Here is a 22,937-nt window from a genome sequence, read left to right as displayed (position 1 = left end):
GCGCTCAGATGTGGTTGCGGGGCCCCTCGGCCAGGAGGCGGAGCGCGGCGAGGGCGGCTGGGCGGCCAGTCGTGGACAGGGAGATCGGGGCGTCGATGGACCGTTCCGGCTCGAGGTAGCCGAGTTCGCGGCCGGTGTGCCAGAACCTCCACAGCAGCCGCTCGGTGTCCTTCGCCTCCATCGCGGTGCCGTCGCCGTGGGTGAAGCCCGCCGCAAGCACCGGATGTACGGCATCGCGCAGGTCCTCGCGGGGCCGGGGCTCCGCCCACAGCGCGCCCAGGGCGGACTCGGCCACCTGCCGCTCAGCCGCGGTGGTGCCGAGCCAGGCCAGCGCGGCTGTGTGCTGGCGCAGCCGGTGGTCCGTCAGCTGGGCGCGGCCGGCAGGCGAGAGCTTGAGCGTACGGTGGCGCTTGGTCACCAGCCGGTGGGTGCGAGCGAGTTCATGCAGGTCGGCCAGCTGGAACAGGTCCGCCTCCGAGCGCGGCCCCTTGCCGATCGGGTACCAGTGCGGGTAGCGGGCGAACGCGGCAGCCACCAGTTCCCGCGGCAGGTAGCCGGCCTGTGTCAGGGTGACGCCGTCACCGATCTGCTCCAGCAGCCACCGCAGCGGCTCAGCCGTGTCCACCGGTGCCGCGGCCGACCACTCCAGGGCAGGCAGGACGGCAGCGAGCAAAGCTCGGCGCTCAGTCGGGGGAGCTGCGGCCCACAACTCTCGCCGTTCGCGGCAGATGGCCTCCAGCGGGGCGCGGCCCTCGAACACGGGCTGCGCAGTGGCGAGCCAGTGCTGGACGAACCGTCGGCGCGCGGCCGGGAACGTACGCGCGTCCGGGTCGAGCTCGCCCTCGTCCAGCGCCTTCTCCAGTCGATCTTCGAGGTTGGCCCGGGCCAGCGCTTCCTGGATGCCCTTGACCTGCCCCCAGCTCAGCTCGGGTACGTCCGGCGGGGTCGTGAGCGAGGCGGCCGCAGCCTTGCGGTAAGCCGCGAAGCCCGCCTCCTCGGAGCGCTGCCAGTCCTCCAGCACCTGGGCGGTGGTCGCGCTCGTGCACACCGCAGCGGCCCGCACTCGGCCGACTCCGGTCAGCAGGTCGGCCAGGACGGCGACAGCCCGCCGCTGCTCACACGCGTTCGCGTCCCACTTGCGGGGCAGCTCGTACCAGCAGAAGCGTTCGACCTCGGCAGCCGAGAGTGTGACGATCGGGTCACCGTCGGGCGCCAGCCAACCCAGCAGGCGCTGTGCCATCGCCTCGTCCGCCACCAACGCCGTCACCTCCGCCGCACTCCGGCCTACCTGCCGATCCTCCCACGGACGGGGGTCCCCTCCGTGGGCGACGCTGCCGCGGGAACCTCACCAGTGACGTCGCCCCTCGGCAGCCAGGGTTTCCCAGCCTGTCGGAACAGCACAAGCCCTATGCCGCCGACCACCCTTCCCAAGGCACCGGAAACCCTCGCCTCCCCCAGAAGCGGCGAGGCGATTCTCACGAGCCGTCATGCACGCTTGTCCACCGACTGTCCACCGGAGCGTTTGCCTGCATGGCCAACCGAAGGACTCAATGCACCAAAACCGCTGTTCAGGGCCTTGTCACGGGCTCGCTGGCAACAGGGAGCGAACCTGCGACCGACGCATTGCGATGCACAGACCGCAAGTGTCCGATCTACCCGAATTCCAAGGTCAACGCAAATAAGAAACCCCAGGTCAAGGGCTTGACCTGGGGTTCATCATGGAGCCGCCTTCGGGATTCGAACCCGAGACCTACGCATTACGAGGTACCCGATCGCGTTCCGGAGGGCCTCCGTGGACACCGCTGAGGGGAGGTCACCGCAGCTGAACGACCTCTGTCCCGATCTCAGGCGGCCCTGACGAAACCCGGACACAAGATCACTCCTCAAAAGACCCTGACTACTGCCCGTCATCAGAGATCACTTCCTGGCCCCGTTCCGGCCTCCGCGCGAGGGCGATCGAAGCGTGGTTTCATGCTGCGGTGGGACAACAGACCGACCCTCCTTCGGAAGAGGCACCCGGCTGCCGGGTCCGATGGCGTGAAGGCTCCGACCTCGACGCGTGCGTGCAGGCGCTGGCCGACGTGCACGAGTGCGACGGCTACCCGGACGAGTGGCCGGAACGCCCCGGTGAGTGGCTGGCCCCGCCCTCTCTGTTCGCCGCCTGGGTGGCCGAACTGGACGGGAAGGTCGTCGGCCACGTCGGCCTGACGGGGGTCGGGGCAGAGGACCGGGCGCCGGGCCTGTGGAGCCGCCGTACGGGTGCGCCCGTCGAGAAGACCGCCGTGATAAGCCGTTTGTTCGTCTCTCCCGCCGCACGCGGCCACGGTGCCGGCGCCTTGCTGATGGAGCGGGCGGCGTGGGAGGCCCGGCGGCGCGGGCTGCATCCGGTCTTGGACGTCCTGACCTCCGACGCGTCGGCCGTCGCTCTGTACGAACGCCTGGGGTGGGCCTGGCTGGCCACCGTCGACCAGCGATGGGGTTCGGTCCGGACCGTGACGGTGCATTGCTACGCCGCGCCCGTCACTCCCGGATCCGCTCAAGGCCCGCACGGGCCTTGAGCGTGCCTCCGCCCGTGCGCGTCACTCGAAGGTGAAGGTGAAGACCGAGCGGACTTGCTCGGCTGTCCTGTGCAGCTCGGCCACACTGTCAGCGGCGATCAGCGCCTCGGCGAAGAAGTTCTCCCGGTCCATGGTCACCACGCGGAAGTTCTCGAACAGGTAGCCGTCCACCACCCCGGGAATCCGCTTGAGCTCCTCGACGGAAGTGGCGCTCGCCAGGGTGCCGACGCGGTCGGCCTCGAAGGGGAGCATGGCCAGCAGCTCGGTGCCGCCGGTGGCCGCCTCGTCCAGGACGCCGTCCAGGTGCTCACCGAGCGCCATGCGTACCGACATGTCGATGGGGTCGACACCGCAGGCCCGCTGGGTGGCCGCCCGGTACATGCGTCCTCCGGGACGCGGATTGATCTCGACCAGTTCGCAGGTGCCGTCCGCGCGCGTCCGCCCTTCGACGTGCAGCCAGCTGTCCCCGAGGCCGAGAGAGGCGCAGAGCGCCCCGACCCGCTCCGCCAGCTCGCCCACGGCAGAACGCACATGCGCGGAGACCGGAGGCGAGATGAGAAGTCCCGCGTCGTGGTGCCGCCGGTTGTCGTGCCCCGTCTTCTCGACCTCGAAGAGCGGATGGAACCGGCCGTCCAGCACCGGCCCGTCGACGGAGAACTCGATGCCGTCGATGTACTCCTCCACGATGACGTCGGTCTCCGGACCCGCGGCGGCGGCCAGCTCCTTGAGGCAGAAGACGAGCTCGGCTGCGTCCTTGGCGCGGCGGACGAGCCGTGAACCCCCCGAGTCCTGGTCAGGCTTGACGATGACGGGGTAGGAGGCGACCGCGTCGATGTCGAGGGAGGTGGCGGTTCCGGCCGCGAAGGCCAGCGAGGACAAGCCCCGGTCCGCCATGGCCGCCCGTACCCGTGCCTTGCTCAGCAGAACTTCGCGGCCCTGCTCGCCGCCCGTCAGTCCGTAGTACCGCGCCGTGCGTACCTGCCAGGAGATCAGCGAGTCCACGAAGTTGACGACGGCTGTCGGCACCACGCCCGCCGCCCCGACCGCCGCCACCAGTTCCTCCAGGCTCGCTGTCTCCCAGTCGACCACGACGTGGGCCGCGCAGTGGGCGCGGTTGACGTCCTCCGGCTCGTCGGAGACCAGGACCGGGCGGCGCCCCATGTCCGAGAGCATGCGCGAGACGAGGCGCACCCCGCCCTCGAAGCGCTTGGAGTAGATAAGGACGTCTCGCTCTTCAGCCACGTCATTGCTCGCCTTCTGCCTCTGAGGAACGCGGTGCGGGGTGATCGGGGTGGTTCGGGGCCGGTCAGGGGGCGGGGGTCTGCTCGCCGACGGTCTCTCCGGACCCCGGCCGCACGCCCAAGGCGCGGGCCTGTTCGAGTGTCGTGGCGGAGCGAAGCGGCGAGAACATCAGCCAGAACGAGACGCACAGGTACGAGACACCGACGACCCAGATGGCGCGGCCGGCCCCCAGGGCATCCGAGAGAGCCCCGCCGGCGAATGCGCCGACCGGCAGCGTCCCCAGGGCCACCAGCCGGTAGCTCGCGGTGACCGCGCCCAACTGGTGCTCGGGCGGAATGGCTTGTCGGAGGCTCACCGCGAAGACGTTGAAGAGTGCCACCCCGAAGCCGTTCACGACGAAGGCGAGAGCGAGGAGGGCCACCAGGACGACGACGCCGAGGTCGAAGACGACCACGAGCGGGACCAGGAGGAGACCGGCGGCGGCGAGGACCACACCGCCGGTGAGGGTACGGCCCACGGTCGTCCGGGCGCCGATGCGCGCGGCCACCAGCGAGCCGACCAGCGCACCGACGCTGCCGACGCCGATGACCAGACCGATCGCCGTACCGCTGAGGCCCAGCTCGCGGGCGGCGAAGATCAGAAAGACGGTGAGGAAGCACTGCTCGTGCAGGTTGGACAGGCCCGCCTGCGTGCAGAGGTCGCGCAGGGGGCGCAGGGACCAGGTGTACCGCAGCCCTGATGCGATCGTGCGCAGCGCCGACTGCCGCGGTACGCCGGGCGCCTTGACGTCGCGCAGCAGTGCTCCGCTGAGAGTGGCTCCGACGAAGAAGGCGGCGGCGACGGCGAAGGTGGGCGAGAGCCCCAACTTGCCGACGAGGAAGCCGGCCGCCGACGGACCGGCGAGCTGGCTGACGGAGTAGGTGGCCTGGTGCAGTCCGTTGGCCGAGGGGATGGAGTCCACGGAGACGATCTTGGGGATGGTGGACTGGTAGGCGACCTCGTAGAAGACGGTCGCCGTGCCGATGACCGCGGCAGCCGCCACCACATGGGTGACCGTCAGCCCTTGGGTGGCCTGCGCGAGGCCGAGGAGCGCGAGCGCGGCACCGCGGGCCACGCTGGTGATCACCAGCGTGCGGCGGGGCGGGTGGCGGTCGACCACTACCCCGGCGACCAGCGACAGCAGGACGATCGGGATGAACTGTACGGCGGAGATGAGGCCCACTTCAGTGCCGCTGGCGTGCAGGGCGGTCACCGCGACCAGAGGCAACAGGAAATTGGTCAGCTGGGTCCCGAAATGGGCGGCCGACTCCCCCACCCACACATTCCGGAAATCCTTGTTCCCCTTGAGGAGAACCCGGACTTCCTCGTCCAGGATCGCCATTTCACCCCCCGATCGAACCGATTGAGAGATTAACCTAGCACACGCCCCATCCGTTCGCTAGGGTGCGATCAGGCCCGACGACCGACAGAGGTTCGGAGAGATGAGGATATGGTGTCGGAGTATTCGGTACTGACGGAAGAAGAATTGCGGCTACTGCCGTCGGACGAAGATGTCCTGCGTTACGAGAAAACTGGCTGGTACCTTTCGCAGAAGCTGCTCAGCGACACGGAAACCGAGGCCCTGACTCAGGCCAGTGAACGCTTCTACGCAGGTCAGCGCGATCGAGAGTTGCCAGCCCAACCGGATCGGCTGGCCGACTGGTCCCCCGCCGATGGCGAGATCCAGCGCAACAACGACTACATCAATTACCGGAATGAAGCCATTGCCAGAATTCTCCACAAACCCGTAGTGGCCGCCGTGGCCGCACGCCTTGCGAGAACACCGAAGATACGCACCTTCATGGCGACTCTCATTTACAAGCCGGCAGCCCTGGAAGAAACGTCGAACATCGTCTCATGGCATTTCGACAAATACTTCTGGCCCACCTGTTCGTCCGACAACATGCTGACCGCCTTCATTCCTTTCCATGACTGCACGGAGGAGACCGGCACCATCACAATGGTGCCGGGAAGCCACCGGTGGAAGCTGCGTCACGGCGCCGAGCGGCCGACCGGTGACCCGGCGGACGTGGCCCGCGAATACCTACTGGAAGGGGACGCGGAGCGCAACGGCGCGAGTGTCGAGCGGGTCCCCGTGCACATTCCCCGGGGCCACATGACCTTCCACCACTGCCTGCTGTACCACGGCAGCGGCCCCAACCGCAGTCCTGACCCCAGGCGGGCGATCTCGTTCCACCTCCAGGACGGCACCAACACCTACCAGCACTACCGGAACTCCGAAGGCCGCCAGCAGCCCTACAAGCACGACGCCTTGGTGCGGCGGACCCCGGCCGGGGAGCCGGACTACGCCGACCCGGACTTCTGCCCCACCCTCTGGCCCGCCCACAGGTGAGACCATGCCGCGGGGTGCCGCTGCCCTTCGGCGCCCCGCGGTGACCGCCGCGGGAGTCAGAGCGGGGTGACCCGGTTCAGCTCCCACTCCTCGTCGTCCATCCCGCCGCCCGCCTCGGCCCGCACCGAGTCGGCCAGAGCCTGGTCGGCGGCGGCGTCGCGGGTCAGGCCGGCGCCCCGGACCAGCGGCAGGGTCAGCACCGCCGCCCATACGGGGTGGAGTCGCGCTCCGCGCCTGACCTTGGCCTCAACCGCGGACAGGCCGAGGTGGAGGGCGTTGAGCCCGTGCTGCTCCATGTGGCGCAGCGGTCCGTAGTAGACGGCGTTGAAGTACTCGTACGCGTCCTTGGTCCGGGTGTAGTCGAAGCCGGCCACCCGGGCGTAGAGCATCTCCCGCCAGGCGAAAGCGACGTGCCCACCGACCAGGCCGCCCTCCTCGTCGACGACGCGGAACACCGTGCTGAGGCCGTCCAGATGATCGGCCTGGGCCTTGAGGAACGTCCGGATCTCCGCCAGGTCCAGGGAGGCGTCGTAGCGGTCCATGGTCTGGCCGATCAGGGGGGCAAGTTCGTCCACGCACGCCGACAGGGGCGCCGTCTCCAGCCGCAGCCCGGCCCGCTCGAACTTGCGCACCTCGTAGTCGCGCTTGCGGACGTTCCGTCCGAGCAGCCGCCGGTACGACTCGAAGGTGCCTCCCCCGTTGTGGACCACGGCCTCGGCGCTGCGCAGCTGGGCGCGGACCGGGAACAGACCGGCGAGCAGCCGCAGGCTGTCGGTGGTGAGGAAGTCGAAGAGGAGGGCATCGCGGCCGAGGCCGACGGCGTGGTCCGCGAGGCCCTCCACCAACTCAGCCAGAGCGGAGCGCTGTTCGGCCTCGGTCCCGGCGAGCAGGAACTCATTGTGGTATCCGGTGCGGGTGCCCACGCGCAGGACCTTGCGGTCGGCGGCGACCGGCGGAAGAGGCGGAGCGTTCTCGGCGGGGAAGTCGTAGGACGGGGTAGCGGCGAGCAGTCCGCCCCCCGACGACACCACGGTGTAGGTGGCCGTGGCGAAGTCGGGGCGCTCCTGCCCGGCGAGCCAGCCGTGGCTCAGGTAGAAGCAGGAGGCGGGCGCCAGGGAGTCCCAGGTGGCGTGGTCGATCTCGCCGATCGACGCCAGGTGCCTGGTCTCAGTCACGGCCGGGCCTCCTTCCGCACGATCCGCTCCTCGGGGCGGTGCGCCTGTTCACAGTTGCCATTCCTTCGTGTCGAGCCCACCGACGACATGCCGCGCGTACGCGTCCCCGAACGCCTCGGTCTCCCGCCGGTTGCGTTCCCGTACGGCGTCGGGATCGGCCTTGAGAGGCTGATCCACGCCCACGAGCACCGTGTACAGGGGGACCGGCTGGGCGCCCCGGGTCAGCTTCGCCTCGAAGGTCCCGAGGCCCAGGTGGATGGCGCTGGTGGACCGCCCAGTTCCCTGGTCGATCGGGTGGTAGAAGACCAGGTTGAAGTAGTCCGCCTTGTTGGCGAAGTCGTAGTCGAAGCCCGCCACACGGGCGTAGAGCATGTCCTGATGGTGGTACCGCAGGGCGAAGCCGACGGGGCTGTCGCCTTCCTCGGCCAGCAGCAGGGTGCTGCGGTCGCCCAGGTGCCGTCCTTGCCGGCCGTAGACCTCCGCCGCCCGCTCAACCCCGTAGTCGTGGCCGTGCTTGCGCATGAGGGCGCTGTTGAGCGGGGCTATGCGGTCGACGACCTGGGGCAGAGCCACCTCCCGAACGGTGCGCCCGCTGTCACGGAAGGTGCGGACCTCGCGCCGGGCGCGGGGGCGCCGCTTGGCGGGGAGCCAGGCGTAGTAGTCGTCCAGGCCGTCCCAGAGGCCGATCGGGAGCACCGTCTCCACGTCGTGGAAGAGAACGACGGCCCCCGCGTGCTCGTGGGCGCGGGCGATGTCGAGCGCGCCCTCACGGGGGAGGTAGTAGTAGGCAAGGACGGAGGCCTCGGCCCCCTTGGCGAACTTCAGGGCCTCGGCGGCCAGCGCCTCGACAGCCACCGCCCGTTGCTGGGGACCGGCGTCCGGGTGGTGGACGACCTGGCCGCGGAACTCCGACCAGCCCGCGCCGATCGCCAGCGGGCGCGAGGCGACAGCGGCGTGGCGCTCTTCGTCGACGAGGCCGGCGAGTAAATCGGCGGGCGTGTAAAGCGCGTGGGGAGGCCGGGTGAACGTGTAGGTCTCCAGACCAGCCACCGCGGTGCCCTCGGCACCGTGGGCCGTGATGCGGCGGGCCCGCGCACCCTGTGGCAGTTCCTCCTCCCGCACGCCCTGGAAGCCCGTGGTCGAGTAGAGGGTGGACCCGGAAGTGAGGGCCCCCCAGTCGGCGGCGGGCAGCGCGCCGACCGTGTCGTAGGTGCGGACATCCATGGGTGACTCCCGACGTTGACAAGAGGGTTGTTCCGTCGGCCTGGAGCGGATCACCGGGCGATCCGGCCGACAAGGTTCCGTACGTCGCCGCCGCGGAACCGGATGAGGCGTACGCCGGTCTCCGACAGGCGTGCGAACAGGTCGAGGTTGGCCTGCTGCTGTTCCGCCCACACCTTCAGGGCATACCAGAGGATCGACCGGGGACCGACGACCGTCCACAAGGTCTCCCGGGTACCGCCCCACAGCTCCTCCCGGCGGATCCAGCGGCGCAGGGTGCGACGCAGCAACCGGGGCCAGGCGACGCGCAGCGGCGGGTCGACCCAGACCACACAGTCCGCGGTGTGCGCGTAGGCCGCGACGGCTGCGGGGAACTGACCGTCGACCACCCAGCGCTGGGTCTCCAGCGCCTTCCCGATCTCCGCGAGGAACCTGTCCTCCGGCACCGGAGTCCAGCCCGGTCCCCAGAACAGGGCGTCCAGACGGACCGGGGGCACGCCGGGCTCCGCAAGCAGCCCGGCGAGGGTCGACTTGCCGCAGCCCGGCCCACCGACTATCCACACCTTCCCCGCCGGCGGGCCGCCGGGAGGGTTCACTTCGTTCACAGGAGGTTCCTCTCCAGCCACTTGGCCACCCCGTCCTCGTCATGATTATCCGTCAGTTCCGTTGCCGAAGACCGTACGTCAGAAGTGGCGTTGGCCATCGCCACGCCCGTGGCGGCCACACTGAGAAGAGCCATGTCGTTGGGCGCGTCGCCGAAGGCGACGACGGCGCTCCAGTCGAGCCCCCGGCCGGCGAGGAGCCAGGAGACGGCGGACCGCTTGTCGGCCCCGGGCGCCGAGACCTCGACGAGGCCCGCGTCCGAGGATGTCCAGGTGAGACCCGCGGGGGCGAGGAAATCGGGCGAGGGAGGGCAGGGGCGCCGGGACATCAGGCACAGGACCTCCTCGCCGTCCGGCACCTCCGCGACCACGGGCGCCCCCGCGCCGCCACTGCTGAGGATGTCCGGCCAGTCGGGCCCCAGCAGCCGCCCGGAGGGGCGGTCCACCGCCCACGGAGCCGGTCCGAGCAAGGCCAGCGCCTCGCGCACCCGGGCCGGGTCCATGGCGCGGACCCGCCACGGCCGGAGGTCGTCCAGGCCGCCGGTGACGGCTCCGTTGGAGGAGACGAGGGACGCGCCCAGTCCGCGCAGAGGCCCCAGCACCTGCCGGGCCGACCAGGCAGGCCGTGCGGTGGCGAGCACCAGGTGCACGCCATCGGCCACAGCGGCGGTGAGAGCTCGGCGGGTGCGTTCGCCGACCTTGTGGTCCGCGTCCAGCAGTGTGCCGTCCAGGTCCGAGACCACGACTGCGGGGCGGGTGCCCCCAGGGAGATGGGGACGCCCGCCGGTGCGTGCGCTGTCAATAGAGGTCACGGGGAGGGTTCAGGGGTGGCGGGCAGCGGCATGCGGTGCGTGATGGCGGCGGCGTACCGGTGGTAGTGCCACTGCTCGTAACCGAGGTGGCTCTCGCCGCGGATACCGAGGTCGGCGTTCTCGAAGAGCTGCCAGCCGGGTCGGTCGACGATGCGGTCCATCTCCTCCCGGGGCGGGTAGTAACCGCACCGGCGCTCTTCCTCGTTGAGCCCGATCAGGTACTCACCGAAGAAGATGCCGCCCGGGGCGACCATATCCATCGCATGGTGGATGAGCGCTTCCAGCGTGTGGGCCCGGTTGGGGGGCATCGACCACAGGCCGCTGCCCATCACCAGCTGGAAGTCTCCCGAGGCCGGGAGGGTCATGTAGTCCTGCTCGACGATGGTGCAGGACTCGGTGAGGCCCTCCGACGACAGCCTCTGCCGCAGGCCCACGACCTTGTGGTGGCCGTCGACGAGGTCGAACTCGCCGCCGTTCAGGAAGAGCGCGTCGGTCTCCACCCCGACGACCTCCCAGCCGGCGCGCAGCAAGGGGAGGGCGAACTTGCCGTCCGAGGCACCGAGCACGCAAGCCCTCGGGCGGACCCGGCGGGCGTACTCGCCCAGCGGGATGTAGCGGGCGAGCGCGGGGAAGTACGAGTAGTACGGCCCCCAGTAGCTCTGTTCGTCGACGTCCAGCACATGGCCTTCCAAGACAATCCCTTCGATGGTGTGTGTCATGCGCCGATCGAGGCCACCGACTCGGCGGCGCTGTTGCGGGTACTGCCCCATCGCTTGGCCGAGGCCTCGTGGATGAACCAGATGTCGTCCTCGTCCAGGAGCCGGGAGACCACCTCCGGGTAGGCCTCCTCGAAATACGTGTAGGGCGGCCGGTTGTCTTTCCGCGAGTGGTAGTCGAGCCGGTCCTGCCCGTGCGCCGCGGTGATGGCGGTCCCGGGATGGTAGGTGAGGATGTTCGGGCTGGCCATGATGAGCAGCCCGTCGTCGATGAGGCGGCCGATCTCCTCGATCGTCTCCTCGATGGTCCCCCGGTCCTCACCGTCGAGTCCGAAGAGGACGGAACTGCCGACGCGGATCCCGTGGGACCTGATGGTGGTCAGGGCTTCGCGCACCTTGCTCACCCAAGCCTCGGGGTTGCGCCGCAGCAGGTTCTTGCCGACGTTCCGCATGACCTGCTGGGCCATGCTCTCGATGCCGATGTAGATATAGGTGCAGCCGCTTTCCCTCATGAGGTCGAGGGCCGCGCTGACCTCGCCCGCCTTGGCGCGGTTGAGGACGACGTCCACGGTGAGCTGGGCGCCCCACTCGAACGACCGGACCTCCGGCCTGCGGTCCTGCAGGCGTGCCAGGTCATGGCAGAAGTCGGTGATCGCCTTCCAGTTGCCGCCCCAGAAGACCGGATCGTCGAAGAAGGCCGCCTCGGCCCCCCAGTCGACCAGCTGGCCGATGCGCCGTGCGACGTGATCGGTCTCGGACACCGCGAAGCGCGTAGGCCGCTGCGACACCTGGATGCTCTCGGAGCAGAAGGTGCACTTGAACGGGCAGGCGTCCAGCGTCATCATGTGCGCGGTCCGGCTGCCCTGGGGCGAACTCCCCGCGCGGGTGAAGATCCCGAACCGGGCCCGGACGGAGAACGCTTCGTAGGGTGAGGGGAGTTGCGCCGCATTGACGCGCTCCCCCCGTACGGGGACGAGGACGGCCTCGTCCGCCGTGAGGCCGACAATACTGCCGACGCCCTTCGTCGTCCCGTCGTGGGCGGCGACGAGCGGGAGCGCGTCGAGGACCTCCTCGACGGGGGTGGGGCCGAAGCCGGGGGTGGCGACAAGTCCGACCGCGCGTAGCAGCAGGTCCAGCAGGGGGGCTCCGTCCCCCGCCACCACGAAGTCGACTACGGGCCGGGCGCGGCCGTCGCGGATGACTTCCACGGTGCTGCTCCAGGAGAGGTCAGCCGTGCGGGTGGCGTGCTGGTAGCGGATGGTCTCGTCGGCGTGCCTCCCCCCGAGGACCACCAAGCAGTGCGGCGCGTGTTCCCTGGCCAGTTCGGCCATCTCCAGCGCGTAGCGGTGGCCGGCCGACACCGAGCTGAGCAGCAGCACCTTGGGGCACAGCGCCAGGAGTTCGGCGATGAAGGCCTGACGGGCCACGTCGTCCCAGATGCGCGGATCGAAGACGTGGCCGTCGGTGGTGGGGCTGTCCGCGATGAGCACGGAGCGAGGGCCGTCCTCGGCGCGGCGGTAGGCGGCGTACGGGTAGCGCCCCCAGTCGGGGACGACGTCGTCCAGCGACGGCTGCGGGGCGAGCCCGCGTTCCAGGCGGGCGACGGAGCGTTCGACGGTGAGCGAGAGCGCCGAGTAAAGGCACATGGGATCGCCGGGGTAGGCGACCTCTCCGCCGCGGCTGGTGGCGACGGGGACCAGAGCGGCCATGATCGGAAAGAGGTAGCGGTCCGTGCCGGAGGTGCCGCCGACCCGCTCGAAGAGTTCACGTCGGCGGCCGAGACGGCCTTCCAGTACCGACGGGGCGGGTGGGTCCGGACATCGTTCTTCCAGGGGTGGACGAAGCGTCAATATCACGGGTGGCCCTGCGCTTCCTGCGATCAGATCGCGGAGATCAGATCGGCCACGGCGGGGCTGGCCGCCCTGCTGGTCACCAGGGAGGTGGTGTCCCCGAGTTTGCGGTAGGCGTGGGTGGTCAGGCAGGCCCGGGCGACGTCCGCGTAGTCGGTGGCGGCCGGGGCCCCGGCGATCTTGTCCACGGTGGCGGTGTCTTGCGCCTGGGCGGCCAGACGCAGCCGGGATTCGAGGTCGACGAGTTCCCGCGCCGCTTCGCGGGCGCCGTCCGGGGTGGTGGGGAAGGCCGGCAGGGAGGCCGGGACCACCGGGTCGCCGACGATCTTCCGGGCGAGCGCGCTCTCGTTGTCGTAGAAGTGGAAGGTGCCGGACTGGTGGATGTACCGGCCCGCGGGTACCCCGAGCAGACCGGCGGCGTACTGCTGCATGCCCATGAAGAGGAAGGCGTCGTAGGGCAGGACGGTCAGCGCCTGCTGGGCGCGCATCACGGTGAGCCAGATGAGGGACCCGTCCCGCAGGAAGAGGTGGACGCCCACGGCGCAGGGGTACTCCCGGGACTGGCGGAAGTTGTCCTGCGGCTCCAGGACGAGGGCGAAGGCCCGGCGGTGGGCGGGGTCGCGCTCGATGCGGCCAACGACCTCCTCCAACTGGTTGCCATTGGCCGTGACCAGCCGGTGACCGAAGGCTCCGCTGAGAGTGTGCTGGTCATCCGAGTACTCGTGGGCGCCCCGACGGTAATACGCGGGCGTCTCCACGTCGTTGCGCCCGTCGAGCGACCAGGCGAGGAGCCCGAAGCAGTAGGCGAGGTTCACCGGCAGGTGCGGGGTGACCGCGAGACAGGAGGTGGGGTCCTCGACCGTGCTGCGGTGGGCGATCAGCTCGCGATAGGGGCGATCGTTGCGGCCGAAGTCTGAGGCCTTCGAGAGCGGGTCGCGGACGGAGGGGACGTCGTTCCCCTGGTCCAGGACCGCCTGCAGGCCGGACGTATACGAATTGGCAAATGAATGGAAAACATCCATGTCGTATTCCCCCTGATTATTGAGAGTTGCGCGAGGGCAGCGCGAAAGCTCACCTCGCACAATTCAGACAAAGCGTCTTGACCTCTTGATCACCTGCCCGATCGATCCCACACCAGCCGTTCATCGTTGTCAACCAGATTTGGCGGAAGGCGTTTTAGGGCCGTCGCGACCCGGGAGGTATCCGAATGCGCAGATTCGTTTACGCCATTGACATCCATTGGAGAGGCCCTGCTAGTGTGCGCGCTTGAATTTGCCGTAGCTACCTCACTGTCGGGGGAATGAGGTCAAACAATGGCTGGTTTCAACCGCTCCACACCGTCATGGCTGGATGAGCGATGGCGAATCGGGTGGGGCACCGGCGTGGTGCTCGTGACCTATGCGGGGCTCATCGCCGTCCGACCCGCCTCGGAGCACGGTGTGGGTGGCCCGATCGCGCTGCTGGCACTGGTGGGTTACACGCTTGGTGCCCTGCTGATCGTCTCGGGTGCCGTGGCGCGTCTGCCCGCCACCACCGTGGCCCTGCTGCCTGTGGCCATCACGGTGAACATCGTCATGGGCAAGGTCGTCTATTTCAGCGGCCTCCCCCTGCAACTCGACTCCATCGGGACCGTGCTGGTGGGAGTAGTCGCGGGACCTGCCGCGGGTGCCGCAACCGGGGCCCTCGCCAGCGTCATCGTGGGCATGACGATCACACCCGGTGCCCTGCCGTACGCCGTGACGGCGGCCATGATCGGCTTCACCGCCGGCATGCTGGCACGTGCGGGGCTGTTCCGACGGCTGTCCACCGCGATGCTCGCTGGTGGCTTGATCGGTGTGGTCGCGGGCGTCATCTCTGCCCCCATCACCGCCTTCGTCTTCGGCAACGCGAGCGGATCGGTGGGCCAGTCCGCGCTGATCGCGACCTTCCAGGCGTTCGGTAACGGGATGCTCAAGGCCGCCACGCTGCAAGGACTTGTAGCAGACCCCCTCGACAAGGCGCTGACGGTGGTACTCGCGATGGCCGTCCTCAAGGGGCTGCCACCAGGCTTCCTGCACCGCTTCCCCTTCGTCCGCGACCGGCATGTCCTGGCTCCCCGGCCCGACCTGGTGAGGGCGGGGTGAGCACCGTGCAAGACAGCCCTCACGCAACGGGTAATTCACTTGTCCACCGGCTCAGCCCCCTGACCAAACTGACCTTCGCCGTCGCCGTGACCGTCTGCGCTTTCGCCGTGGTGGACTACCGGTGCCCCCTGCTGCTGTTCTGCGCCCTCATCCTTCCGGCCGCGATCGGCGCAAAGGTGCTACGCCGTTTCCTGGTCATGCTCGTCACGTTCTGGGTTCCGGTGGCCGCAGTTCTATTTGTGGTCCAAGGTTTCTTCTTTCCCGAAGCGCATGACGTCATTGCCCGATTCGGCCCGCTGGAACTCAAGAGCGAGGGGGTCTCCTACGCCCTCTTGACGGCGCTGCACATCCTGGTGCTGATGGGCGGGTTCTTCCTGCTGCTCCTCACCACGCATGCCGCGACCCTCATGAGCGCACTGAGCGAGCGCCATGTGTCGCCGAGTCTCATCTACATCGTGTCGGCGGCACTGCAGATCGTGCCGACACTCAGCCGGCACGCCACGCGCATCCTCCACGCCCAGCAGGCACGCGGCCAGGTGATCCACGGCCTGCGCGGCCGGGCGCGTGCCCTGGTGCCCTTGGTGGGCCCGCTGATCCTCGGCGCCTTCACCGACGTGGGTGAGCGCGCCGCCGCCATGGAGACCCGGGGCTTCGGCGCCACCCGGCGCCCTACAAGCCTCATCACGGTTCCTGACAGCGCGGTGCAGCGGAGTGCGCGCGCCGCAATGATGCTTTGTGCCGTGGTCGCGGTCACCGTGAACGTGTGGGGAGTAATGCGTTGATCGAAGTCAAGGGTTTCTCCTTCACCTATCCGACCGGCTCCCGGCCGGCCCTCCGCGACATCACATTCGAAGTCGGGCCCCACGAACTGTGCGCCGTGGTCGGCGGAAGCGGCGCGGGCAAGAGCACCTTGGCCGGCGTGGTGAGCGGCACCATTCCCCATCTCACCGGGGGCTCGGCGGAAGGGCTGGTCCAGGTCAACGGCCGGGATCTCGCCGATACCCCACTGTCCGGGCTGGTGGGCGAGGTCGGGTTGGTCATGCAGAATCCGTTCAACCAGATATCTGGCGCCCGCTTCTCCGTACGCGAGGAGATCGCCTTCGGTCTGGAGAACATGGGTGTGCCCCGGGGCGAGATGGCGGCCCGGGTCGACACGGTCCTGCACGACCTCGGGCTCACCAAGGTTCGCGACCGCTCGCCGTACGAGCTCTCGGGCGGACAGCAGCAACTGCTGGCCATCGGGTCTGTCCTGATCATGCGTCCGACCGTCATGGTCCTCGACGAACCGACCTCGCAGCTGGATGCGGCCGGGAGCGCTCTGGTCTTCGAAGCGCTCGGCACCCTCAGGGATCAGGGCGTCACCACCCTGCTGATCGAACACCGGATGGAGCGCCTGGCCCGCGCCGCCGACCGCGTCCTCGTCCTCGACGGGGGCACGATCGTGGCGAAGGGCTCACCCGGCGAGGTGCTGGCGGACGAGCGGCTGGAGGAATGGGGGGTCGCCCCACTGCGCTACACCGTGGCCGCGCGCCGCGCCGCGGCCCGGGGACTCTGGCCGGATGGCAGGCCGCTGCCGGTCACGCTCGACGCCGCCGCCGAGGGATTCGACGCGACGGTGGCCGACCTCGACCGAGGAGACCGGCGATGATCATACGGATCGATTCCCTGACGTTCCGCTACCCCAACGGGACCACGGCGCTGGACGAGGTGTCCTTCTCCGTCGCGGCCGGAGAACGGGTGGCGATCGTCGGCCCCAACGGCGCGGGCAAGAGCACCCTTGCCCGTCACCTCGTCGGCATCGAACGCCCGGCCTCCGGAACCATCGACATCGCCGGGCGGCGGACTGACGGGCTCGGCATCGCCGAACTCGCCCGCACCGTAGGGTTCGTGTTCCAGAACCCGGACGACCAGCTCCACGCGGCAAGCGTCACCAAGGAGGTGGAGTTCGGCCCGCGCAACCTCCGCTTCCCCCCCGCTCGCCGTAAGGAACTGGTCGAGTCCGCTCTGCGGAGAACGGGGCTGGCGCAGTCGCGCGACGCCCACCCCCACCACCTGTCGCTCGGCGAACGCAAACGGGTCGCCCTGGCCTCGGTCCTGGCCATGGACACCCCGGTCGTCGTCCTGGACGAGCCGACGACCGGGCAGGACCACGCCTCGGTGGTCCTGCTGGGGAAGCTGGTCGACGACCTCGGCGCCGACGGCCGGACCGTCCTCGCCATCACTCACGACATGGACTTCTGCGCCGAACACTTCGACCGTGTGATCGTTCTGGAGGACGGCGGGATCTCCGAGGACGGCCCAGTCGACCGCTGGCTGGCGCGGGCCGCAGACACGGCCGACCAGGCATTCGAACTGCCCCAGATGACCCGGCTCGGCCGCCGCCTGGGGTGGGAGGGGTCGGTGTCTACCGTGACGGGCTTTCTGGAACACCTTGCCCCCGGATCCGACCCCGCACCGGTTGTGCCCACCGCTCCCTGACACGACGCGCCCCGGACCATCGAGTTCGGCACCTCTCCTCGGACTGGGCGCGTCACTGTCGTCCTCTCCCGAAGTGTGGCGGCGGTGACGTGCCGAGGACGACACTTCGTGGGAGCCGGGTCGCTTCCTGCGACAGCACCTGACCTGCGGGCTGCGCACGAGCGCCCCGGCTCGGCCGACCCGCACGGTGAACGAGTCGTGTACACAACCGTCGAGGGCGAAATCTCCAGCCTCTGGCCCGAAACGCATGACGATCACGACTGGCTCCTCCGCAGTCACGCCCCGCTCGCTGATTTCTCCGCCAGCCGAAGCCGCAAGTCACCCGGTTTATGGGAACCCCCCAACGGCGTCTTCATCCGCCTGCCTCCGGTGGGCCGCTACCGCGCGCCAGGTGACGCCCGCCCATGCCCGAACGGGGGCCACCAGGTTGTCCACCGCTCTGCACGCCCATGGCGCGCCTGTCCACCGGTTGTCCACCGGCGGCGATGACGGAGCCCCGAGAAGAGCACTCCACCCGCATCAGTCGACCTTTAAAACGCCGAAGGCCCAGGACAGATGGTCTCTGTCCTGGGCCTTTACTGAGCCGCCTTCGGGATTCGAACCCGAGACCTACGCATTACGAGTGCGATAGGGATCATGCCGGGCTATGCCACGCGGTCGTACCAAATCCCGTTTTCCCAGATCAGAGCACATGTCGCGGTCCAACTGTTCGCACCACGTGTTGCCCGGTCCAAAGGCGTCCGCGCTCCCCTTGCGCTCCCCGCTGCCCAACGATGCGGCACGCTTGAGCGAACAGTCCATCGCCGGCAACATGCTGGCACCGTTTGTCGAGATCGCACAGGCGAGACAACCTCTCCTGTAACGCCGTTGGTCAACTGCCCCGCTTGCTGACAAGCTGAACTCCGTGACTGCCAGCGACTTCTACTCCGACCGCCTCGGCCAGGGCAAGCCTCGTGTCAGCGAGGACGTTTCTCCAGCAGCCTGGGGAGGAGTCGTCGCGCTGATTCGTCGACTGATCGGCAACGGCTCTCTAGCCTGCGACTTTCCCGCGTACGACTGCTCGGACGACCGTTCTGGCCACAGCGTCGTCACTGGCGTGGACGACGCGATGTTCATTTCTTCGCTCCTGGCTCACGTCCCGGATCTGTCCAACCTCTCAGCGGAAGCGGAGGACCCTTTTGGCATCAGTACCCCGAGCGGAGGCGCGCAGCCTCGGATCGACGACCTGTTGAACCCGAGATGGTCACCGGACACGGTCATAGCGCTGGACGTGATCGACTTCGTCGCCCGTCACATCGAGGAGCCGTCCCGGACCACAAATCACCCTTGGAACGGCGACCACCCCCACTACTTGTTCGGCTTCGGGGAGCGACTTGACGATCGGAGGCCGGGGCAAAACCAGTTTCAGAAAGACATCGACCTGCTCTTCGCCAGGAACGGGATCGCGTTCACTCTGGGCGAGGACTTTCGGGTTCAGCGGCTCGGGCCGCCCGAGGCACGACCGCTAATCACAGACTTCCGGCCCGCCACCGGAGACGAGGTCCTCAACGCCAAACTCACCGACGCGCTGATTCTCTTCGTCTCCAGGGATCCACGCGATCGACGCAACGCGGTCGAGAAGCTCTGGGACGGATTCGAACGGCTCAAGACCCTGGAGCTCGGTGGCGGCAGTAGCAAGAAGGCGTCAGCCAGTCAGCTGCTCGATCGTGCCGCCTGCGGCTCCGAGCCGTACCGCGAGATGCTGAACTCGGAGTTCAAGATGTTGACAGAAACCGGCAACAGCTTCACCATCCGGCATCACGAGCACGGCCAGGCTGGGCTGCCTAACGACGCCGCTGTCGACTATCTGTTCGTGCGACTCGCTTCGGTTATCTCATACGTTCTGCGGGCAACCAACCGCATGGCCTCCTGACCCTGTCTGTCACACCGCAAGTCCACGTCGCCACTGCCTTAGCAAGGCCGCACCGTACATGCATGTCATCGCGGTCGACCTTGCCTATCGGGTCACCCTTTTCCTTTCGCAACGCCTTATCGGCATAGCGGAGTGGGATAACGGCAGCGTTACGGTCAACGATCACCGTGGGAGACTGCACAGCGCCACTGACAACCAGAATCTGACCCCGCAGCGTCATAACCACAGCTCGGACCATGCGTAGTGCCGTCAATACGCAGTACCGGAAGGCTCGGCCTGCCGTCACGGGGGATGGAGCGACAGGCCGAACTGGCATCGACCGTGCCACACCAGCCGCGGCACGGTGCCTCCATCGCCGAAGTGATCGCCCGCCGAACCGACCTCTTGCTCGCGTTTCGGCCCTCATCGGTTGGATCTCCACTGAGCGGCAAAGGCATACGGTTCAATGCTGCTGTACGTCGATCTGCCCCTCGACTCACGGGAAGCGCCGATGACACTGCAGCCCTGGAGTAGCCATAGGCATCGGACTGCCATCGGAAGGGTGGGGCTCTCCGCCCCCGCCCGTCAGGCCGTGCTGGACCTACAGATGGCCGACGGCGCTCAGGTTCTTGACTACGGCTGTGGCCGCGGTGGCGATGTTCGCGCTCTTGAACACCTCGGTCTCGATGTCTCCGGCTGGGACCCAGTCCACCGCCCCAACGGGGAACTCAGGCCCTCCGACATCGTGCTCCTCACCTACGTTCTCAACGTCATCGAGAGGCCTGAAGAACGGCACGCGACCCTAGCGAAGGCATGGGAGCATACAAAAGCCGCTCTCGTCGTTTCCGCTCGGCTTCGTTGGGAGCGGAACCAGATCAAGGGCACGGAGTATGGCGACGGCATCCTCACCAGCCGCAACACCTTCCAGCACCTCTTCGCTGCGAGTGAGCTTCGCGACTTCGTCCAGGATGTGACCGGAGTCCGCTGCCTCTCGGCGGCTCCCGGCATCGTTTACGCCTTCAGAAGTGACGAAGCGCGCCTCGCGTATCTCGCCCGGCAGATCACGCCTGACGCCACCTGGCTGGCTTCCGAGGACACCGCGTCCGCGATCGCTGCCGTCGTGGATCACCTGGAGCAGCGCGGTCGACTTCCGCACTTGGAAGAGATGCCACAGCCCGTCATGGGACTTCTTCGCCATATGCGGCCACAGGAGCTCAAGAGACTTGCCGAGCAGGCCGCCGACCCTTTGAAGGTCGAGTCTGGCGCGAAGAGTTCAGCTCTCGACACGCTGCTCTTTCTTGCGGTCGAACTTTTCCATGGCCGCGGTCCGGCGAGCAGCCTTCCGGTCCCCGTTCAACTCGACATTCGGACCTTCTTCTCTTCCTACACAGAGGCGTGCAAACGCGCGGACCGGCTCTTGTACAAGCTTCGCGATGATGCGTACGTCCGCCGCGCCATGACTGGGTCAGTTGCCGGCAAGTTCACCGCGACCGCGCTCTACGTGCACCGCCGGGCCGTACATCGGATCCCAACCGTGCTCCGCTTGTACGAGCAATGCGCCAGCATCGCCGCGGGCCGTCCGGCCGAATGGTCCGTCGTCAAGCTACGTCACCAGGGACGCGGAGCCAGCTGGCTCGACTACCCAGCATTCGATGCCGATCCCCATCCTTGTTTGGCCTCGTCGTACAGCGTTGACCTGCAGAACCTGAAGTCGTCCTTCCTGTCCTACGCGGATTCGGCCAACCGTCCTCTGCTACACCGCAAGCATGAGTTCCTCGCGCCGGACGACCCCGATGTACCGAAGTATCAACGTCTTACCGATGCCGAGGTTAGAGCCGGTCTCTATGAGGAACCACACCTCATCGGCAACGAGGAGGGCTGGGAGCGAGCACTTGTCCGCTGCGGCCGGGCCATGCGCGGACACCGGCTGATCCGACGTCCTGGCAGCTGAAGTCCTATGACCCTCTGCACTCAACTCGTAACACCATCACGTGAATGAGGGCTGGTCGGCCGTGACCGCTGCGACGCTAGGGCCGTTCGTGATTGTGTGGTAGCTCCTCCCTGGATCGTGGACGCCGATCTGTGGGCAGTGATCACCCCGCTGCTTCCCCTGGCTTTCGCGGGCTCCCGGACCAAGGCTGGTGGACGACCGGGCTTATGCAGGGCGTTCTGTTCGCGGTCTACCCCGTGGCAAGCAGAAGTGAATGGCCCACAATCGACCGGCCACTCGATCGAGCTCAGCGTCACGTCGAAGGATCGCTCCCTCCGTGCCATCTGGTCATCAGGGCTCCGTCTGGTCCCACCAGAGCGAGGCTTCCGTCGACACTAGCGAGGCCAAGCACGTGGACAGTCAGCGGGAGAACCGAGCTCGTTGAAGTTTCCAGGTCCCAGATCCGTACTATCCCGTTGCTGCTAGTGGCGAGCAGGGTGCGGCCATCGGCCGCGAGAAATGCCACCACTGCAACCACCGCGCCGCTCTGGCCGGGCAGCGGTTCACCAACCTCAGTGCCGGTCAGCGGATCCCAGATCCGCACCGCACCGTCGCCGCCGCCGGTAGCGAGCAAAGTACGGCCGTCAGGCGCGGGAAACGCCACCATCGCGAAGACCTCGTCCCTGTGGCTGGGCAGTGGTTCACCGACCACGGTGCCGGTTAGCGGATCCCAGATCCGCACCATCCCGTCGCCGCAGCCTGCGGCAAGCAGCGTACGGTCGTCCAGGGCAGGGAACGCCACCACCGCGAACACCCCGCCGACGTGGCCGGGCAGTGGTTCACCGACCATGGTGCCGGTTAGCGGATCCCAGATCCGCACCGCACCGTCGCCGCCGCCGGTAGCGAGCAAAGTACGGCCGTCAGGCGCGGGGAACACCGCCATCGCAAACACCCCGTCGACGTGGCCAGGCAGCGGTTCACCGAAGGCAGCACCATTCAGCGGATCCCAGATCCGCACCAACCCGTCGCCGCCGCCAGTGGCAATGAGGGTATGACCGTCCGGCGCGGGAAACGCCGCCACCACGACCACCCCACCGCTGTGGACGCGCAGCGGTGTACTGCCAGAAATCCCGGTCTCAGAATCCCAGATCCGCACTGTGCCATTGTTGCCGCCGGTAGCGAGCAGAGTGCGGCCACCTGGTGCAGGAAACGCCACCACCGCGCCCACCCCTCCGACGTAGCCAGACCCGGGTTCGCCGACTGTGCTGGTCAGCGGATCCCAAATCCGCACCGTCCCGTCGATTCCGCCGGTAGCGATTAGGGTGCGGCCAGCCAGCGCGGGAAACGCCACCACCGCACGCACTCCGCCGGTGTGGCCGCGCAGCGGTTCACCAACCTCATTGCCGGTCAGCGGATCCCAGATCCGCACCAACCCGTCGTCACTGCCGGTAGCAAGCAAAGTGCGGCCAGCCAGCGCGGGAAACGCCACCACCGCACGCACTCCGCCGGTGTGGCCGCGCAGCGGTTCACCAACCTCAGTGCCGGTCAGCGGATCCCAGATCCGCACCAACCCGTCGTCACTGCCGGTAGCAAGCAAAGTGCGACCATCCAGCGCGGGAAACGCCACCACCGCAAGCACTCCACGAGTGTGACCACGCAGCGGTTCACCAACCTCAGCACCAGTCACCGGATCCCAGATCCGCACCGTCCCGTCGTTGCCGCCGGTAGCGAGCAGAGTGCGTCCATCGGGCGCGGGCGCGGGAAACGCCACCACCCCACGCACTCCACGAGTGTGACCACGCAGCGGTTCACCAACCTCAGCACCAGTCACCGGATCCCAGATCCGCACCATCCCGTCGTTGCCGCCGGTAGCGAGCAGAGTGCGTCCATCGGGCGCGGGCGCGGGAAACGCCACCACCCCACGCACTCCACGAGTGTGACCACGCA

General features: G+C 68.2%; 19 protein-coding genes. 8 read left to right on the top strand and 11 right to left on the bottom strand.

The genetic code is table 11. The features are described from left to right. Nucleotides 1-4: 4 nt before the first annotated feature. Nucleotides 5-1,267, bottom strand: coding sequence for a hypothetical protein (locus ABZ826_RS13970; RefSeq protein WP_361446799.1), 1,263 nt, complete (start codon nt 1,265-1,267; stop codon nt 5-7). A 712-nt stretch (nt 1,268-1,979) separates the two neighbouring features. On the opposite strand from ABZ826_RS13970, the gene ABZ826_RS13965 reads away from it, so the two are divergent. Then, nucleotides 1,980-2,558: a GNAT family N-acetyltransferase gene (locus ABZ826_RS13965; RefSeq protein ID WP_361446797.1), complete on the top strand. Its 579-nt coding sequence runs from the start codon at nt 1,980-1,982 to the stop codon at nt 2,556-2,558. 21 nt (nt 2,559-2,579) lie between these two features. On the opposite strand, the gene ABZ826_RS13960 is transcribed toward ABZ826_RS13965, so the two are convergent. Together ABZ826_RS13960 and ABZ826_RS13955 are read right to left on the bottom strand one after the other, a co-directional pair. Beyond that, nucleotides 2,580-3,800 carry an ATP-grasp domain-containing protein gene (locus tag ABZ826_RS13960; RefSeq protein ID WP_361446795.1) on the bottom strand — a complete coding sequence of 407 codons (1,221 nt, stop codon included), beginning with the start codon at nt 3,798-3,800 and terminating at the stop codon, nt 2,580-2,582. Nucleotides 3,801-3,864: 64 nt separating this feature from the next. Then, entirely contained in the window at nt 3,865-5,181 is a 1,317-nt protein-coding gene (locus ABZ826_RS13955) for an MFS transporter (RefSeq protein WP_361446793.1), read from the bottom strand. 108 nt (nt 5,182-5,289) lie between these two features. Between ABZ826_RS13955 and ABZ826_RS13950 the strand changes: the two genes are divergently transcribed. Next, on the top strand, nt 5,290-6,192 hold the full coding sequence (locus ABZ826_RS13950) for a phytanoyl-CoA dioxygenase family protein (RefSeq protein ID WP_361446791.1): 903 nt from the start codon (nt 5,290-5,292) through the stop codon (nt 6,190-6,192). 56 nt (nt 6,193-6,248) lie between these two features. Here the strand turns inward: ABZ826_RS13950 and ABZ826_RS13945 are convergent, their stop codons facing one another. Genes ABZ826_RS13945 through ABZ826_RS13915 form a run of 7 tightly spaced genes read right to left on the bottom strand, consistent with a single transcriptional unit; the run spans nt 6,249 to nt 13,590 of the window. Beyond that, a complete protein-coding gene (locus tag ABZ826_RS13945) occupies nt 6,249-7,367 on the bottom strand; it encodes a hypothetical protein (RefSeq protein ID WP_361446789.1) in 1,119 nt (372 codons plus the stop codon). Nucleotides 7,368-7,415: 48 nt separating this feature from the next. Beyond that, the gene (locus ABZ826_RS13940) at nt 7,416-8,591 is read right to left on the bottom strand and encodes a GNAT family N-acetyltransferase (protein WP_361446787.1); all 1,176 of its coding nucleotides are present in this window, start codon (nt 8,589-8,591) and stop codon (nt 7,416-7,418) included. A 50-nt stretch (nt 8,592-8,641) separates the two neighbouring features. Further along, nucleotides 8,642-9,193 carry a hypothetical protein gene (locus ABZ826_RS13935; RefSeq protein ID WP_361446785.1) on the bottom strand — a complete coding sequence of 184 codons (552 nt, stop codon included), beginning with the start codon at nt 9,191-9,193 and terminating at the stop codon, nt 8,642-8,644. Then, a complete protein-coding gene (locus ABZ826_RS13930; protein WP_361446783.1) occupies nt 9,190-10,002 on the bottom strand; it encodes an HAD hydrolase family protein in 813 nt (270 codons plus the stop codon). The genes ABZ826_RS13935 and ABZ826_RS13930 overlap by 4 nt, the downstream gene beginning before the upstream one ends. Then, entirely contained in the window at nt 9,999-10,721 is a 723-nt protein-coding gene (locus ABZ826_RS13925; protein ID WP_361446781.1) for a hypothetical protein, read from the bottom strand. Before ABZ826_RS13925 ends, ABZ826_RS13930 begins: the two co-directional genes overlap by 4 nt. Further along, nucleotides 10,718-12,574 carry a radical SAM protein gene (locus ABZ826_RS13920; RefSeq protein ID WP_361446779.1) on the bottom strand — a complete coding sequence of 619 codons (1,857 nt, stop codon included), beginning with the start codon at nt 12,572-12,574 and terminating at the stop codon, nt 10,718-10,720. The genes ABZ826_RS13925 and ABZ826_RS13920 overlap by 4 nt, the downstream gene beginning before the upstream one ends. 23 nt (nt 12,575-12,597) lie before the next feature. Next, the gene (locus tag ABZ826_RS13915; protein ID WP_361446777.1) at nt 12,598-13,590 is read right to left on the bottom strand and encodes a thymidylate synthase; all 993 of its coding nucleotides are present in this window, start codon (nt 13,588-13,590) and stop codon (nt 12,598-12,600) included. Nucleotides 13,591-13,881: 291 nt separating this feature from the next. On the opposite strand from ABZ826_RS13915, the gene ABZ826_RS13910 reads away from it, so the two are divergent. The 6 genes from ABZ826_RS13910 to ABZ826_RS13885 all read left to right on the top strand — a co-directional run bounded on the left by ABZ826_RS13910 (nt 13,882) and on the right by ABZ826_RS13885 (nt 21,011). After that, a complete protein-coding gene (locus tag ABZ826_RS13910; RefSeq protein ID WP_361446775.1) occupies nt 13,882-14,691 on the top strand; it encodes a hypothetical protein in 810 nt (269 codons plus the stop codon). After that, nucleotides 14,688-15,473, top strand: a complete 786-nt coding sequence (locus ABZ826_RS13905; protein WP_361446773.1) for an energy-coupling factor transporter transmembrane component T — start codon at nt 14,688-14,690, stop codon at nt 15,471-15,473. The genes ABZ826_RS13910 and ABZ826_RS13905 overlap by 4 nt, the downstream gene beginning before the upstream one ends. Continuing rightward, entirely contained in the window at nt 15,470-16,339 is an 870-nt protein-coding gene (locus tag ABZ826_RS13900) for an ABC transporter ATP-binding protein (RefSeq protein WP_361446771.1), read from the top strand. Before ABZ826_RS13905 ends, ABZ826_RS13900 begins: the two co-directional genes overlap by 4 nt. Further along, nucleotides 16,336-17,169, top strand: a complete 834-nt coding sequence (locus ABZ826_RS13895; protein ID WP_361446769.1) for an ABC transporter ATP-binding protein — start codon at nt 16,336-16,338, stop codon at nt 17,167-17,169. The genes ABZ826_RS13900 and ABZ826_RS13895 overlap by 4 nt, the downstream gene beginning before the upstream one ends. A 904-nt stretch (nt 17,170-18,073) precedes the next feature. Beyond that, complete coding sequence (locus tag ABZ826_RS13890; protein WP_361446767.1) at nt 18,074-19,081, top strand: hypothetical protein; 1,008 nt, start codon at nt 18,074-18,076, stop codon at nt 19,079-19,081. 445 nt (nt 19,082-19,526) lie between these two features. Continuing rightward, nucleotides 19,527-21,011 carry a DNA phosphorothioation-associated putative methyltransferase gene (locus ABZ826_RS13885; RefSeq protein WP_361446765.1) on the top strand — a complete coding sequence of 495 codons (1,485 nt, stop codon included), beginning with the start codon at nt 19,527-19,529 and terminating at the stop codon, nt 21,009-21,011. A 292-nt stretch (nt 21,012-21,303) separates the two neighbouring features. Here ABZ826_RS13885 and ABZ826_RS13880 read toward each other — a convergent pair. Further along, nucleotides 21,304-22,937, bottom strand: a 1,634-nt coding sequence (locus ABZ826_RS13880; RefSeq protein WP_361446763.1) for a WD40 repeat domain-containing protein, incomplete at its 5' end; no start/stop codon positions are given.

Origin of the sequence: Streptomyces sp. NPDC047515, from assembly GCF_040643055.1 — a bacterium.
Classification (GTDB): domain Bacteria; phylum Actinomycetota; class Actinomycetes; order Streptomycetales; family Streptomycetaceae; genus Streptomyces.
This window is presented reverse-complemented; position numbering and strand designations above follow the sequence as displayed.